General features: G+C 45.2%; 6 protein-coding genes. 3 read left to right on the top strand and 3 right to left on the bottom strand.

All coding sequences use genetic code 11. From position 1 onward, the window contains the following. The first annotated feature begins 79 nt into the window (after nucleotides 1–79). Nucleotides 80–1,510, top strand: coding sequence for an efflux RND transporter periplasmic adaptor subunit (locus FHG67_RS07135; protein WP_004503762.1), 1,431 nt, complete (start codon nucleotides 80–82; stop codon nucleotides 1,508–1,510). On the opposite strand, the gene FHG67_RS07140 is transcribed toward FHG67_RS07135, so the two are convergent. The 3 genes from FHG67_RS07140 to FHG67_RS07150 all read right to left on the bottom strand — a co-directional run bounded on the left by FHG67_RS07140 (nucleotide 1,504) and on the right by FHG67_RS07150 (nucleotide 2,993). After that, complete coding sequence (locus FHG67_RS07140) at nucleotides 1,504–1,914, bottom strand: hypothetical protein (protein WP_002623272.1); 411 nt, start codon at nucleotides 1,912–1,914, stop codon at nucleotides 1,504–1,506. The two genes, FHG67_RS07135 and FHG67_RS07140, sit on opposite strands and share 7 nt — an antisense overlap. Before the next feature lie 446 nt (nucleotides 1,915–2,360). After that, nucleotides 2,361–2,702 carry a HigA family addiction module antitoxin gene (locus FHG67_RS07145; RefSeq protein WP_002623237.1) on the bottom strand — a complete coding sequence of 114 codons (342 nt, stop codon included), beginning with the start codon at nucleotides 2,700–2,702 and terminating at the stop codon, nucleotides 2,361–2,363. A 9-nt stretch (nucleotides 2,703–2,711) separates the two neighbouring features. Continuing rightward, entirely contained in the window at nucleotides 2,712–2,993 is a 282-nt protein-coding gene (locus FHG67_RS07150; RefSeq protein WP_016758231.1) for a type II toxin-antitoxin system RelE/ParE family toxin, read from the bottom strand. A 293-nt stretch (nucleotides 2,994–3,286) separates the two neighbouring features. On the opposite strand from FHG67_RS07150, the gene FHG67_RS07155 reads away from it, so the two are divergent. Both FHG67_RS07155 and FHG67_RS22310 read left to right on the top strand, forming a co-directional pair. Further along, complete coding sequence (locus FHG67_RS07155; RefSeq protein ID WP_004503761.1) at nucleotides 3,287–4,051, top strand: hypothetical protein; 765 nt, start codon at nucleotides 3,287–3,289, stop codon at nucleotides 4,049–4,051. Beyond that, a complete protein-coding gene (locus FHG67_RS22310) occupies nucleotides 4,045–17,523 on the top strand; it encodes a GumC domain-containing protein (RefSeq protein ID WP_244947483.1) in 13,479 nt (4,492 codons plus the stop codon). Before FHG67_RS07155 ends, FHG67_RS22310 begins: the two co-directional genes overlap by 7 nt.

The following is a 17,523-nucleotide window of genomic DNA, read 5'->3' on the forward strand; positions in this document are numbered from 1 at the left end:
GATAAAAATCATTTCACAAAATCGGAATCAAATCGGGTTTTACGATTTGTAAATAAGGGCTTACAGAGTTTTGTTCGTTATGCTTGATCCCATGAAATTAAGATCATATTCTTATTGTAGAATTTTTCGAAAGTGCGTCTGGATTGTAATATTACTGTTTCTTTTTACGGATTGTAAAAAAAGCGAGAAAAAGGAAGAAGTATTACCTCTCGAAGATCGTATCAAACTTGCCAAGATCGATTTGAGCGAATCGAGTTCCGGTCTTAAAGTTTTAGGTTCCGTTTCTTTTTTCAAGAAGGCGGAGGTTACTTCCAAAATTTTAGGGAGAATTCAACAATATTTCAAAGAAGAGGGGGATTCCGTTCTTATCGGAGACGTTCTTGCGAAAATGGAAACGTTGAATTTGGAAATTCAATTATCCAAGGATCAATCCGGTGTGGAAGTACAAACCCGTCAAAGGGATCTTGCGTCCGCCAAGCTTTTCATCGCTAAACAAAGGGTGGATCGGGAATTGGCGAATATCGAAAAGGCGGAGGCAGACGTGAAGGATTCCAGGGAAATTCGAAATAATCTTTTGCGCAGCGCGGAAAACAAAAAGAAGCTGAACGAAGCCGGGGCTGTTTCCGAAACGGAATTGAAATCCGTGGAAACATCTTTGAACTCCGCCGAAATTTCCCTTTTTAAAGCCGAAAAAAATCTCGCCAGTCTTAGAATGGGTTATAGGCCGGAAGATTTAGATAAAGCGAATATTCAGATTCCGAAAACAAAGACAGGATTAAAGGAAGCTTACGTAAAATTGAATACTATGATTGAAAGCGCCGAATTGGACATGGCCGAGGCAAATCTCAAATCAACTTTTAAAAACATGGAATCCACGCAACTCCTATTAAAGGAATCGAATATTAAAAGTCCGTTATCGGGAACGGTCGCTTCCAGAATTAAGGAACAGGGAGAAGCCGTCAAAGAGGGAGAGGCTTTGTATATCATTGTGGACACCTCCAAAGTGATCTTGAAGTTTAACGTCGGTGAATCGGAACTATGGAAACTGAAAAAAGACCAGAAAGTGAATTTTATCGTCGATGCTTATCCGGGTCAAAACTTTGAAGGAAGGGTTTATATCATCAGTCCAATCGTCGATCCGCAGAGCAGAACGGTGGAAGTCAAGGTTCTCACTCAAAATGAAAAAAAACTCTTAAAACCGGGTATGTTCACACGGGGTTACATCCTTCAAGAGGACGCCCGAAAAAAAACCTTTTTGATTCCGCTCAAAGCTCTCCTTAAAAATAAGGAAGGCAAGAATGGAACCGTCTTTGTCGCAAACGATGAAAATCGGTTGTTTGGCGTCGAAGTGGAAATCGTTAAAGAGGAAGGCGATTTTGCGGAAGTATTAGGAAATCTTGAATTAGGAAGATATGTTGCGGTTTCCGATTTGAATGAACTCAAGGAAGGTCAAAAGGTTAAAGTTCCAAAGGAACAAACTTCCGGCTCGATCGAAAATCAATCTCATTGACAAGTGATGAGTATGCTAAGTACGCTCGTTCCGGAAATGCTTCCCACTCCGTTTGGGATCGTGCAGATTTTTGCGTTTGGCTGCGTTAACACTGTAACCGAATAGGAGTCTCCGTTTTTATAGGCTTTTGCAAATCGAAATACGCCGTTTAGATTGATCGTCAGTAAATCGGAATTGTTGTTCTGAATGATGACGCTACTGGATAAAGCCAGACCGGTTACGGTTCCCCCGACATAATAGGAATCGTTGTTTGGATTTTGGTTTTGTCCGTTCTCTGCGGCGGTAACGACGGAAAGCAGTCTCGATTTAAAATCTTTTTCTCTTTGATCCTCATGATTCGTTTTTCCGCATCCTAAAATCGATAGATAGATTAACGGATAAAAAGTTTTTAAAAAGCGGTTCATTCTTCAATCAAGATGTGTTTGGGTGAAAATTTTTTCGAACATTTTTCGAAATTCGTTCGGAAAATACTTACTAGGGGTCAGGAGTCAGAATTCAGTGTAGGGTCCTAGAAAAAGTTGTCCGGGGACAAATTTTCTTGATTTGTGAAGTATATTATTTTTAGTATCACAATCGACTAAGGTTCTTGAGTTCGACGTAAGAAAGTTTGGGCGAATAAGAAACTAAAGTGCAACGACTCCCTATGAGTGAGTCGTCGTCACAGCTCGCGACCGCGCTTTAACTAAAGTGTTGCTGCCTAAACTCAGCGAATGCCTCTCACTCTATTATGTAGAGATGAATATTATCGACAACTTGCGAATCAGAAGGACTTGGTGCGAACTTGCTTTGCAAGCGAAGCGCCTCAAGAAGTCGCATTAGGCACCTATAAGCTGACGCCGCAACGACGAGATTAAGCCAGAGATGGCGTCACTTTTTTACTGTTTTGATCTTTATAAAAATCCTTATATGATTTCATACTTTTAAGAACTTTTGCCAATTTATGCTGTTCTTCCCGAATATCATAATCATTCTGAAGACCAATCCAAAAGTGCGGATTTAATTCAAAAAATTTCCCAAGTTTTATTGAGATACTAGCGGTAATGTTTCTTTTTCCATGAATAATATCTGAAATTTTCGACTCAGGAATGCCTGTTTCTTTGGATAATCTATAGCCAGAAATCCCCATTGGCTCTAAGAATTCTTCCTGTAGAATCTCACCAGGATGAACATTTAATAGCTTTTTACTTACCATTTCCTTCTCCTAATGATAATCAGTTATTTCAACGTTGAAAGCATGATTGCTTACAAAATTAAAGCAAATTCGCCATTGTGAATTAATCGAAATAGAATATTGACCCTCTCTGTCCCCAGATAGCTTATGAAGTCGATTTCCGGGCGGAACTCGGAGTTCCGTTACATCTACAATGTTATTGATCATACCAAGCTTCATTTGCGCTTTCTTCTGAATATCGGGTGAATATTTTTTTGAAAAATGACCTTCCCAAATTTCCTGAGTCTCTTTATCCTTAAAAGACCTGATCACTTATTAATACTTATCATATTGATTAGTATTGTCAACGATTTTTTCAGGAAGAAATCAATAAAATCTCAACTTGCTAATCCCGGATACGAAGGTCCGGAAATGAAAAGCGGGAAGCCGCTGTTAGGCGACATTCGAGTAAGTTCATAGGGTTTTAGAATTCAGTGTGGTGTGTAGCGCCCTAGAAAAAGTTGTCCGGGGAACAAAATTTTCTTGATTTGTAAAGTATATTTCTTCATATATCACCGCGGGACAAAGCGGTGCGGTTACCTATTAAAGAATTTCAGATATTTGTTTTGAGTTTAGCCCTTGTATCGGCGATTCTTTTTGTTTTCTTTTTTGATTCCAAACCAAAAGAAGCTTTCGTATCGCGTTCGTTTTCGGCGGAGTTTCGAGTTATTGGCGCCACTTTCGAGTTTGAAAAAAACGTTTCCTCGATTTTCTTAGACGAAGTTCCCGTTCGAAATTCGCAAGGACTGAGTCGGAGCAACGGATCCGGTTTTGTTTTGAATCGGGGAGTTCCCGCAAAACAATTAGAAGATTTGAATAGAGAACTTTCGAATCCGAGCGTTTTGGATTCAGAGACATCGCCAAAACTGAAATTTTCACTTAGAAAAACTTCGGAAAAGAAAGAGAAATTTTTTGCAGAGATTTCGGACTTGGATCCTCTGGACCCCGTTTTTGTATATTTGTCGGAAGATAAATTTCTAACACTCCAGTTTGACTTTTTTCTCAATGTGACTTTGAACGCCGCGCACCAATTGAATCAACTTTTGACACCGTCTATTGCTCTTTCGAACATTCGTAAAATGGAAAAGGGCTGGTTCGGTTCCAATTTGTACGATTTGAGCGTAACGCTTTGCGGCCGGGAGAATCGCAAACTCAAGCCGGACCAATCTCTTACTTCCCCGTTTCGAATGAACCGAATTGATTTTGATTTCGCTTTAATGAATCTGAAACGATTGGAACGACCTTTGGTATCTTTTAAGTTTCACCGTTATTTCGCATTACTCTTTTCTTTTCCCCCGAATTCACCCGAAGGACAAAACGAATCATGTTAAACACCGACCCATCCCGCTCTTCTCAATCCGCAAAGTCAGTCTCTCTCTTCAACTCTTTTCGAAAGAAATTATTCTTCCCAAAGAACTCTTTTTTAGAAATCGATCTCAACGTTTGTGAGGAGTTTCTTCAAAAGGAAGAAACTCCGAAGTCCGATTCGAATTTTTTTTCTCAGACATTTAGAAAGTGGAACGGAGGAAGTTCCCACACTTTGTTTTTACGGCCCGAGCCGTCCGTTCGAAAACTCAAACGACAAACCACGGAAGTAGAGCGGTTTGTTAGAATGGATTTGCGTGGCGGTTCAAGGACGGAACAAAGACCTTCGGTATGGGGGACGATGACTCTTTTGGACGGATTGGAATTACTGCGGGGCGGAATTCGGGTGGCGTCCGACGTGTCAAAGGAAGGTCTTCGTTTAACATCGAGAAGATGGACAAAGACTGTCGCCCTTCCTATGATTTTTGTATTTTTGTTCGAGTTTGTGTTTTTGCCCGTTTTTGAATCGGGAAGTCTTTTTGCGGATCCTTTCGATCAAAATTTTGAAAACAAAAATAAGGCGAAGGGAAGGCTGGAATCGTATTACAACGCGGCGGAAAAAACTTCGGACGCTTTGGAGTGGCAATCGATTGTAGAAAGCGGGAAACGAATCTTGAAGGCTCAGTGGGAGGCGAATGCGAGTCTTGAGATCGAAAAGGAACTGAAAAGTTTTTCCGGGACTTCTTCCGCGAAAGAAGAACGTAGGATCCAACTGGAAAATCAAAAACAAACGATCGCGGTCGAATGGGAATCGGATCTTTCGGAGGAGATTTTAGAAAAGAGAGGATCTTGGAAAGCGAACTTCAACAAACAGAATTTCGAATCGTATTTTACGGTTGATAAAAAGAAAGAAATTAGAGACGCGCTTGAGAATTTAGTGAAGGCCGCGGACGCCGCTAAAAACGCAGCTACGGGAGACGGGACCGCTCGTTTAGCCGCCTGGGACAATGCAATCAATGCGGGGATTGCGGGAGTTCGCGCTCTTTGGGAAAACAACATCACTTCGATTAAAAACGGCATTTTGATTTCCTCTACTGCGACCGCGCTTACCGGAGTGGAAAAAGTGGAATTCGAGAAGAAGTTAGGCGAAATCGAATCCTATTACAAAAACTACTTTCGCCTGGAAGAAAACGGAATGAAACTTCCCGCAAGACAAGGATTGATTCAATCTCTCAACCGAGACATGGACATTGCGATCGCTCAGGAAGAAGATCCGACCCAACTTACCGAATTACTGATAGAAAGAACGAAACAACAACTGGATCCCGCGACGGGGCAGCTTTTGAATTCTTTGGACGATCTCGGAACCATTCCCACGAGTTACGACGACGTTTCGGGTTCGAACGCTCAGGAAAAAATTCTACAGGCTTTGCAGGACGGCCAGGCTCTTTGGGACCAGGCGATCGAAAGATTGGTCGTGAAAAAACTGGAATACGACAGAGTCGCGGAGGACAAACGGGTTCGCAACGAAGACAAATGGTCTAAGGCGTACTATGTTCTTTTGGATGCGAAAGCGAAGTGGAACGAGGAAATTAACAAACAGATCGAAGAAGGTTTAAAAAAATGGGACGAGTCCGAGGTTAGGCTTAAAGAGAACAAACAAAAAGCTTTACAGGAGTTGAATCAATATCTTTCGATCAGCCAGGAACAATACGTCGCGCACTTAAACGGCTTGCAAGGAACGATTCTTTCCAGCGCGGATACGATCGGTTCGATTGTTTCGAATATCGCCTGGTACCAAGATCAGATCGACAAAGAGAATAGAAAGTCCTCTCCGAATTCGGGCCTCATTAATACGTATCAGCAAGAAATCAACAAATGGACCGCTCTCAGGACTCAGTTCCGTCAATATGTGGCCGCCGTTCAGAACAAAATTCACGACGAGGATATTCTCGGAAACAACGGAGGTTCCGGGGTTTTGGACGACAACGGAAATTCTTCGGATCCGTATCTCTACAGTTCGGCCGAATTTGAATACCGCCTCGCAAAAGCGGAACTTGACGAACTCGAAAAGAAAAAAAACAGAGCGCAGGCGGTCTGGGACTACGCGGAAGCAAACGTAAATGTGACTAACATGCCCGCTCTTCAAACGGAACTGGAAGCCGCTAAAACCGCTTACGAAACGCAACAATCCGCTTATTTGGCTCTTCTTCAACAATTAAACGGTACAAGTCCCGTCGGGGGAGGCACCCAAGGAACGGATCCGAATTCGAGCAGCGGTTCCGGAAGTTCCACTCCACCGGCTAACACCTCTTTGTCGGAACTGGAAGCCGCTAAAAAATTAGCGGAGGAAAAAAGTATCGCTCTGACTACGGCTCAGGCGGAGTTGGAACTGGCTCGGAAACGTTTCGACCAGGCAAAACAACTTCAGATTTTAGTAATGAACTCTTCTCCCGAGTTCTTGGGGGACATTGGTTCCGTGAATATGGGTACATACGATCCGAATGCGCCTAACGGTGGTATCAAATACGAAATCTACCAGGCGGATCTTCAGATTGCGGAAGCGAGAGAAAAGCTCAAAGACAACGAAAAGGTGTATTTTTCCAAAAACTACGATCAAGCAAACGCAAAACGCACCGAGGATTTTTTCGGCGATCTTTGGAATCGGATTCAATCTTTCGAATCGAGTAAGGAAAAACTCAAACTTTTGGAAGACGCGGTTTCCAGTCCCAATCAGACCCTCGTTCAAAAAGTGAATTTGCTTTTGAATCCGGCTAATTTGGTTTTGGTTTCCGTTTTTGGAAACCAGGGCGCGGCCCAAGTCAAGTCCCAGTTGCAAGGACTTGTGGAGGCACTTTCCAAAACCGTAATAGACAACGAAAACGGTAACGTGGAAAAACAAAAACTTCCCTTTGCGGTGGAAAAATTCTCCTCGAGTTTGGATCCGATCCTCACTCGTTCCGACGAGCTGCTCTCTCAGTTTGATAATACGGATAAGGGCAACTTAAGCGAGTTTACGACCCGTATGGGTAACATTTCCTCTTTCTTAAATTCGTTTACGACAAACTACAATTTAAATTCCGGTTATTTAAAGATTGAAGACTTTAACGTTTGGAACTCCGCTCTTTCGAATTCTTTGTCCAAGTGGAACGAAAACGTAACCGCGTTTCAAACGGCCAAGACGGATTTTTCGAGCGCTCTTGCAGCTTACAAAGCGTATGCGACCTCCCACGTAGGAAGCGAGGACAGCCTGGAATACCAATTGGAAGTCCAAAAAGTTACGGCCGCTTTCGGTACATACCAGGAAAAAACTTCTTCCCTGGAAGAATACTGGGACGACCTTTCCACTCGCACAAGTCACTTAAGACTGGAAGCCTTGGATCGACTTCAAAAAGCGAGAACGATGGTGGACATGTCCACTTTGGATTTGGCTACGAGAAAAACACTCAAAGCGCAAATCGATTCTTTCAAATCCACTTTTAGTAAAAAAGATGCTTCCGGAAACGATCTACCGGACGACGTAACCGCCCTTTTGACCGGGACAGATTCCAAGTTTACATCGGTGGCCAATTCTTTTTCAAACTATTCCACCCGTTATTCGTATTACAGAAATACGATCGACGAAAGAAGCGCGATTTTTTCGGGCATGAGCGGTATTTTGATTCAGGCCTTGGAAGGTCAAAGAGCTTCGGTTACCGCTCAAAAAGCGCAACTCGGGTTTTTACTGGACGAAGACGCCGGGGTCGAGGAACTCCAAGACACAGTCAGCGGTGTGGAAGAAACCGCCAAAACGGAAGCCGCGAAACTAGACGCGAGAGTTGCTGAAATTCTTTTGTCGAAGCTGGGGAATTTAGGTTCGGATTCTTCGACGAGAAAATTCGATCCGATCTATTTAGGACTCACCAACGAAATCAATTCTCTCTATTCCACTTTTACGGGATCGTCGGATCAAATACTCGAGATCCGTGCGAGAAAAATCGCCCTGGACTATATTAAGAACGCGGGTCAATCCTTGACCGGGATCTTTGCAAGCAATTCCGAATATTCAAAATTTCAAATAGACTTGAATCGGATGAAGGATCGGTCCGCGGCGACGCTTTCTTTTTACGAAGACGATCACGGCTATTTGAGCGAAGCCGACAGGATTTCTCTTAGGATGTCCGATGACGAAAACGATCGCAGAAAGGTGAGCGAATATTTCAGTTTCGGTAGTACTTTTCTTTTCGGAAACGCTGTGATGCAAGGGACTTCCGCTTGGTTAAATTTAGCGGGAGGAATGAAGAGTTTTTCGGAAGCCGTGAAATCGGGCGCGATTTTAAGCGGACTGAGAGACGACTACTTTTCGGAGCAGGAATCGGAAGCGAACGGTCTTTTCCAGGAATTGACAGAGGCCGCGGGGATCGGTAGTTATTCCTCGGTTGATTTTTACAAGGATTCGATCCGCAGTCAAGCGGGTGTCGATCAGTTGGATACGGCTAAAATCAATCAGAAAAAAGCGGAACTGGCGGCTTTGATCGCGGGGATGTCCGATCCGCAGGCTCAGTTGTCTCAACTGATTCAGTCCGGGAACTTGACTTCTGTGTTCGGGTTACTGACTGGAACGGGCGTCAAACAGGACTTAGTCGCTTGGCAGAAGGAGATAGACGACGCGAAGGCATTGTTTCAAACTTTGGACGGAAGCATCCAAACTCCGATGACGAATCTTACGACACAGTTCGATTCTCTTTTGAATTTTTTCAACACTCCCGCTTTTGCCCAAATGCAATCGTATGCGGACGGTGTGTTTCAATCCGTGGAGGCTTTGAAAGGTTTGGAGGATTCGAATCTTCCGATTTACGATCGGGTCAACGACGCGGACGGTAATTCTCCGTACGAACAAGCCCCGGATCAGGACGGAGACGCCGTAGGTTCCGCCAATTGGACCCCCACATACAAGGACGTGAACGGGAAACTTCCTTGGGAGACCGGATACGATTCCGCTCACTTAAAAATATCGATCGCCTGGACTCCCACATACAGAGACGCAAACGGAAAGGTTCCGGGGGAATCCGGTTACAATGCAAGTAACTTAAAAATATTAGGATATACGAAACCGTTTGAGAATTTAAATACAGACAATTTAAAAACGATGCGGGACTCTTTGAAGACCGCGCTTACCGAATGGAACGGGGTCAAATCGGACGCGCAAGCCAAACTGAACGTTTACAAAACGAGCGTAAACGCGCTTTTGGCCTTTCGGGCCCTACACCCGACCGATTTTGCGGAGGCGGAAGGAGGCAAATATCTGACCTTGGTCGAAAAAGTCAGAACGGACGGACTGGCTTTAACGGGCACTCATTCGGATACGATTGCCTACTTTAACGGGGTTTCTCTGAAGTTTCAGGATTTAAAATCGGAACAGGAATTTTTGACCCGAACGGCCAAACAGATTTTAGGTTTGCCTATCAACAAAATCCTAGTGCCGCAAAAGGCGGTGCAGTTCACTTTTCCTCCCGTAGTTCCTCCGGAGCCTTTGGAACTTTCTCTTACCAGCGCGTTACGATACGATATTACGAATGCGAATCCGGGGAATTATTACACCGTGTCCTCTTCCCAGAGAAATATCGTCCAGCAAATTACATTATTGGAATATTCAAAATACAAGGAAATAGGACCGTTTTCCGATTACGGAACCAACGGGGTTTCGTTCTTTTTGGGGAACTTAGGAAGCGCGAACAATCAATTGCAAGTATCCGCTCAGACGTTCGCACAAAACGCAAACGCGTGGGCGAGTTCCGTTCAAAACAAGAACGTTCCTTTGAACGGACTTGCGGACAGACTGGATTCCTTAAACGATCGGATCGTTTATTATACCGCGGGGTCCGGTCCGAACCAGATCGGTCAGAGTGATCTGATCCAGGTCGTCGCGAATTTGAGGACCTTTCTACTCCAAAAAAGTTTGGACGGAGTGGAATTCAATCCGGCTTTAAAGGCGATGGTGGAAGCGGCGGGCGCGTTTACGGACGAAATTGAAAATATCCAGTATTTGCAATCGTATCCGAGTACGGACAAAAACGTGGCAAAGGCCAATTTGACCGCGGCCCAGGAAGCGCAAAAAACCTTGACTGAAATTTCCCAGTTGGCGGATCAACTCGGTAATTTCTTAAGTTCGGGCGCCGTATATTCCAATTTGGGTATGGTTCAGAGCTTATTAGAAAAGTATGATATTTTAAAGAACAAGCCGATGGACCAGGCAAAGTTTGAAACTCAGTTTAAATCCGTTTTGGGGAACGCGTACTGGCAGGGAGCCTTTGAAGTTTACAGGGACAAATTGTCCGCCGCAGAGGCATTCTTTACGCCGCAGACTCAGGAAAAAATCGACCAACTGAGAGAAAACAGTTGGGAGGTGTTCAAACGGAATTTAGCGAACGCGTATTTGACTCAGAGAGTGGGAAATCCGATTTTATCCGAATTTTTAACCGAACTCAAAGAAGGAAAGTTCAGCGTCCTCGGGGCCAATCAAGGAGTGGTGGAGATAGACTCCAAGTTTTTGGGAAAGGCGATGACCGACTCCGAAATTTTGGAAGTGGGGGAATTTCTGAAACCCTTTGACGACATGGCTTCGATACAAAGACAGGGTCTTGTTTCCGATTTGGAAACCTATTTGAAAGACTATGATCCGGAACTGAAAGAGGAGATGAAAACCTTTTCCCTTGTGAATCAGTATTCTTTGATCAAAAACGGAATCGCACAAGGAAACGTATATCCGGACCGGGAACTGCCTCCCGAGTTGAAGGACTTTACCATTATTAGTACATTTGAATATTATCTTTCCAACACGAAAGAAGAGATAACGGTAACGGAAAACGGCCAGCCGGTTAAAAAGATGGTAAAAAAATACGACCCGTCGAGCGCCGATTCCAGAAGGGCGGCGATGAGCGATCTTTTACTGAAACTAGGCCCCGTGCACAAAAAGGACGCAAACGGAACTCTCGTGCTCGATCCACAAAGACAGGCACAGATCGAGGCATTGACAAACGAGTATTTGACGAACTACGGCAGTAAAAATCCTTCCAGCTATTTGGATTCTCAAATACTAAAAAACTTTGAAGCTAAGGCCGCGTATTACGCGGAAAAGGAACTCAGAATTTCCCAAAACGCGGACCCGAACCTACCCGCAGACCAGAAAAAAGAAGAACTGAGTTACGACGATCTGCAAGCGCTTACCGATTGGTTGGTGGAAGCGAAATTTGATCCGAGTACGCAGACTGCAGTGACGGAAACGGCCCGGATGGATTTTCTCTTGTCGCATTATTACGGTGAGGATACGGAGGATTTGAGCGCGGAGGATCTGCAAAAAAATCCGGAACTGGCAGCGTTTTACGGAGAAGGCGGAAAGGGATATTTTTCGGAGATGGATGCGTTTTTTACGAATCAAGGCAAAACGGTCCTGACCACCGAAGAGAAGGACCGGTTTAAACTGCTCAGCAGCGGAGTGACGGACGCGTGGGGACTTTGGCAGTACGATCCGTCGAGTCTCGTTCAAAGACAGGTCGTTTTACAAAACTTCGGATACGCAAACGAATACGAGGACTTAGTGGATTCTCTGCAAACGGAAACCAAACGACTGAAAACGGAGCTTGCAAAAGCAAATCGGAATATACAAAAAGAGAAATACGTCAACGACTACAGAAACGGACTGATCCACTTTGACAGTTATCTTTCGTATTTGGGAGTACCGACGGACAACGTAGCCTCGGACGTAACCACAAACGAGGCCTTGGCGATTCAGGGAAGATTGAGGGAACTTGAGATCAACGCGGAACAGAAGTTAGGCGGTCTGTTCAACTTACTGGAAAACCACAAAAGCGCGGTGTTTGACCAGACGCCGCTTGCGGACGCACTTCCGGGGGATGCGATCCAAACCAAAGCCGACTTAAATCCGGGACTTAGAACTGCGGCGAAGGTGATGAGTTCCGCATATACCCTAAGCGACGACGTTTTGTCAAAAGACGCGAACGGGAATTATTCCTTTGACGGAGACTTTACGAATCTGAAAGGAAGACTGGACCAGGCCTTGAACGTGGTCAGCGCCGGATCGGTGGACTACGACCAATATGCCGGAACCATTACAAGCCAAAGCGGACTGATCGCCACTCTCAAAAATACGATCGAGACGGCGGGACAGAGTTATGTGCTTTTAAAAGCGCAACTTGCGAGCGGAGTCAATCCGACGGCGGAACTCAATGCGGCGACGACGGCGTTTAACGCGGCCAATGCGAAGATAGAAGGGGCGACGGGACTTAAAAAACAATTCGAAGACGCGCAAGCCTTGGTGACACAAAAACAAAACGAATACCTGGCCAAAGAAACCCAGGTAAGCAACGCATACAACACGATGCTTGACGCTCAGGATACGTTTAACGAAAAGGCGGCCCTTTACGACTATGCAACACTTTTAGAATATTCTAAACATAACGTATATCAGGCGGAAAACAATAACGCGCCGAACGCGGAGAACAATCTTCCCGCGGGATATATAGACACGCCCAAGAAGATGGCGGAAGCGAGATACAAAGCGGCCAAAGAAGCATACGACGCGAAAGCCAAGGAAGTGGAACTGCTCCAGAAAAAAATGGCCTCTCAAATCGGAGTGGGCGATTTGACTACTTACGTCCAGAATGAAAGGGCGGAAGCGGAGAAATGGGCGCTGCTTGCGGTCAAATACAACACGGCGGAAACCCTACTCAGACAAAAGGTAGCGGATTTAAAAAGACAAATCGGTGTACAACGAACCAACTTAGAGGGACAACTGGACCGATTGTACGGAATTGCACCGCCGAACAACAAACAGTCGGTCGGAATGATGGATTCTCTCGAAGGATCATTAGACTTCGGGGGGAGCAGATATTTAAAAACCGAACAGTGGACAAGGGACAGAGACAGAATCGCGGAAGGAATAATCAGCGGCAGAATCGGCACGATGGACGTAATGACGGCGTATCAATGGGATTACGGCCAAGGAATCACTCCCGACATGCAGCCGTACAACCTAAATTCCTTTTTAGGAAAATGGGGAGGCACCCTAGGAAACGACAGCTACCAGTCGTTACCGCAAAGAGCGAACGCTCATATGAATTCGATTTTGTTTCCGGCACCGGAAACAAGAGGATACCGATACGGATCGGGAAGCAGCGCAGCTACGTATGATCAAGCCTACGGACAGGCGCTAGTCAATCAGACAATGGTTCAGGTATTTTTCCTCAACCAATTGGATTTGGTATGTATGGGATTTTGTATGCTGACGATGGCGTATGTCAACGAAATCAATACATACAATACGAATCGGAATCAAGTGAACGACGCGGTAAGCGCCATCGGAGCGCAAGGATCGACACTCAAAGGCCTTTACAGCCAACTGCAAGAACTGACAGACGTAGACGATACGAACCAACTCTTAGGCGTACTGGGAAGACCGGAGTTTGGACTGAATGCACAAGACTTGGCGATGATCCAAAAAACAAATCCGGGAAGCAACAGCCTCAAAGACATCGTGTGGAAAACGAGCCCCACAGCAACCAATCCGTTGTCGTTTAACGATTTAGTAGGAAGCGACGGGCTAAGATTAGCGCAACAAAAAGCAATCCACGACCAATACGGAAACTACGTAAGAAACGGAGAATATACGGCCGGAGGAACCACAGCCACCGCGGAAAAGACAGACCAATACGGAAGACAAACGGCACTGATGGTGGGAGCGGATGAATTTTTAGACGCGATGGGAGTGCTCGCGGAAGCACAATACCAAGTAGCAAGAGACGCATACTACTCAAAAGCCGAAAACTATACCAAACAAATCGGAACCGGAAACGAAGAGAAGATTGCAGTGAAAGTGGACGCGAAAGTGGTCCTGCAAGAAAGAGAGAAGTTTGCCTCGGACTTACTCAAAAAAATCACACGAACGACAAACGGAGAAACGATCGCATACAACGTAGAAACAAACATCTACAGAACAGTCCTCAATGATTACATGGGAGAAAACGGAGTAGTCTCCCAAATCTTCAATGCGGAACTGCAACAAAGAGGAGCAGAACAAAAACAGCAGTGGAATTTAAAAGAACAAGAATTCTACGATTTAAAAAGCGATTGGATCCAGAACGTGAGCTACTTGAAACAAACGGGAACCAAACGCTGGGAAAACATGGTACAAGAGTTCCAAGGGAAATGGAAGGACTGGAGAGCCGACTTTAAAGCGGAACACGAGGCGAACCAAAAAATCTACCTGGATCGAATCGAAAGCACATTAGAAAAGAAAGAAGCTTGGACAACGAGCTTTTTACAAAAGAGCAACGAACAAGCGGACGAATTGACGATGAAAGAGATGTACGACTCGATAGCTGGAATGGTAACATCGATGCAAGAGAATCTACCGGCGGGAGTGAGTATGAACGTAAATGTAAACGACATCCTCTCGAACATCCTGAGTAAAAAACCTGGAAGTATCTCCGCAAGTTTGATAGACAGAGCATCTTCGATTGATACCAATTTCTTTTTAAATGAAGTGAAGAAATACAACTTCAACGATAGCGGACTGAAAGAACAATTCAAAGGAATGTTGGACACAACCAACAAACTCTCCCAAAACCTGATCATCTTACAGACGTTAGAGTCATTAAGGAGTTTACCGGAAGCGTTTGCCAAAACGATCCAACAACAGAACGGAGCGGTAGAGGAACAATTGAACCAGACGATGGCGTATGGCGGATTTGCGAGATTGGGAGCAGCGTATGTTCGGATGATCAAAACTGCAAGCGGAGGAGACGAAGTCCAAACACTGGGAACGTACCAGTATTACAATTACAATCCGCCGACAGTGTTTCCTGAAGTGAAAGACTCGAACGGCCAGAGCTGGGATTTAGGCAAACCTGAACTGCTCATTGACCGGGAGAAAGTACCGAGTGCTAGCGACCTAACAGTGATGGTGCGACTTGCGAAGAACAAGATGGGCGCTGACTTTGAGAAAGTGTTTAATCCGAAAGTGCAACACAACTACGAAGCGGAGAGAGGCCTTTTCGATCCGACCGAAGTGCAAGCATCTTTCAACGACTATTTGGAAGGAGTGAGGAACGGAGAAACGGTATCTTGTTTGGGAAAGAGCGCGGAACAATGCGCAAAATCAGCAATGAGTTCCGGTTTTCTTGTCGGAGAAGTAGCGGACGGAACGTTTGGAGAGGCTCAGTTTGCCCAGTCTTACATCATCCTGAAAACAAAGAAGGAAATGGACAAGAGAAAGGGTAAGATGGACGCGGCCCGGCACAGAAAACAAGGCGGCATGGGAAGATTTTACAACCAACTGGGAGCGATTGGAGAAGGCCTTGGGGAAGCGGTGAAAGGAGCGGGAAGTGCGGTGCTATCCGCAGCGAAAGCCAGCTTGAAAGCGACTACAGACTTTAACGGAGCGAAGAAGGATTTAAAAGAAGCGGGTAAACAAGGAGAGAGAGCTTTACAAGGAGCGTTGTATGCAACCTCGGGAGCAGTAGACTTTGTAATGTTTGCATCAGAGACGTTTGCGGAACCGTTTGTGACAGTATTTACCCTTGGTATGGGTAACGAAACGATGAACGGAAAGTTTGCAGAAGGGAACTACGAACTTGCCAAGTTTAGAGACACAAACAGAGCCCAAAAACATTTGAATGAACTTGGAATGCGCACGGGAGCGGAGATGTATGCGAACGATGCCGCCCTCGACAAAGTAGTGACAACAACTCTCGCCGTAGCGGGAATTTTTGGTGCGATCCTTTCGTTTACACCGTTTGCACCTGTTGGAGTCGGACTTTTGGCGGTATCGGCCTTGGGAACTGCAGGTTGGAAGACGTTTAGAGGAGCGTATGAAGGCGGAGCGGCCGGAATGCTTGCGGGAGCGGTGTCGGGAGTCGCCAACTCGGCGTTAGACGCTGCGACAGAAGGAATGGTAAGTGTGAACTTAAGTTACAGTTATGCGAACGGATTTGGAGCAGGAGTTAGCATCGGGACAGACAACAAAACGGAGTTAGGCGGAAGCATCGGCTTGAACTACAACTCTAAGAGCGGAGCTTGGGGAGCAAGCGTAGGTTTGAAAGTAGGTCTTGGTGGACAAACGAAAGACGGCTATTCGAACTGGGCTGAAGTCGGTTACAACCGAAACAATATAGGCCGAGACAACCAATCTTCCGGAGTGAGCGCGAACATTAGAGGTCAATACAACGAGAAGCAAGGATTGTCTGGCAGCTTGGGCCTTAGCTATGATACGAAAGCGGGTTACGGTGCAACGATCGGTTTAACTTCTGGTTTTGGTCCTGTGAGCGTAACGCCTTCTTGGACAGTTTCAGAATACGGCGGTTTGAGTAGCGACGTTCAATACGGAGTTAACAAAAATCTTCTCGGGAATATCTTTGAGCAGGCTACCAACCCGAATCACGCTTCTGCGAATCGGAATTTACTCGATGATATCTGGAACGGGATGGGTGCAGTTGTGAGCGGTATCGGTGCAGTCGGTAAGAGCGCTTGGGAAAGTGCGATGGGGGCCGTTGGCGGTATTAACGGTGAGAACCTTTCTAACGGCTGGAATGCGATCAAGAAAGCGTTGTTTGGCGGTGGATCAAACGATGATCCTTCAGAAAGTCCGTTTATGACGCAAGGTATGAAAGAAAAATATGCAAAACATATGATAGAGCAAGGCAAGCATATCTTGCCGACGAGTGATCCTGATTTTGTAGCGGAACTTAAGCCCGACGGTACCTATGAAATACGTCAAAGAACGGCGTCAGACAATTTAATGAATGTTCATACGATCGCACCTAACGATCCAAACCATGAAAATATTACGTTAGAAGCGGCGAAGATTGCGGGAGTTGAAGCCTCGATGGATATGATACGAGGGATTAGGTCGAATGATTTGCCGGAAGGTTTATCCAAATTCCTTGAAGTATTTGCGAAACATAGCGCTGGAATGTCAGATGATTCTTTAACTTTTAGATCTCATTTCGGTGACATGCAGGAATTGCACTCGATGGCGGATAGGGGAGAAATCGCCGCAACTACGACCAAAAAAGAGATTATGAAAACCATTGTGGATCTATTTACACTGAGCACAGCTAAGGATGGGAATGGGAACTTTCTACTTCCTAAAGAAGTAAGAGCCGAACTGACCGGTTCTGCACTTCATATCATTCAAGATTCGTTTGCGCAAGGGCATGTATTGAGAAATGAGAAAGGTGAAGTTGTGATGTTCCAAACGTATGAAGGTCAGGGAGACAAACATGCGGAAATGGATCACAGTAGTATCAACGATCCTGTAGCCTACCAGAAGTCGGTAACAGCGTCTGTTGTATATCTATCAATAACCAATTATGGAGGCAGTGCGCAGGATATAATTCACTTTCTGGATAAAGTTGTTTTTCCTTTGGCAGATGATGTAAAGCCATCCGGCGTAGCTCCTGGATTTGAGAAACCAAAAAAGAATAATTGGTTCGAGTTGTAA

The organism is Leptospira weilii (assembly GCF_006874765.1).
In the GTDB taxonomy this organism is placed as follows: domain Bacteria; phylum Spirochaetota; class Leptospiria; order Leptospirales; family Leptospiraceae; genus Leptospira; species Leptospira weilii.

What these genes read in the sequence shown, in the direction of transcription:
- FHG67_RS07135 (WP_004503762.1), top strand. Translation starts at nt 80, where the DNA reads ATGCTTGATCCCATGAAATTAAGATCATATTCTTATTGTAGAATTTTT.
- FHG67_RS07145 (WP_002623237.1), bottom strand. Translation starts at nt 2,702, where the DNA reads ATGGTAAGTAAAAAGCTATTAAATGTTCATCCTGGTGAGATTCTACAG.
- FHG67_RS07140 (WP_002623272.1), bottom strand. Translation starts at nt 1,914, where the DNA reads ATGAACCGCTTTTTAAAAACTTTTTATCCGTTAATCTATCTATCGATT.
- FHG67_RS22310 (WP_244947483.1), top strand. Translation starts at nt 4,045, where the DNA reads ATGTTAAACACCGACCCATCCCGCTCTTCTCAATCCGCAAAGTCAGTC.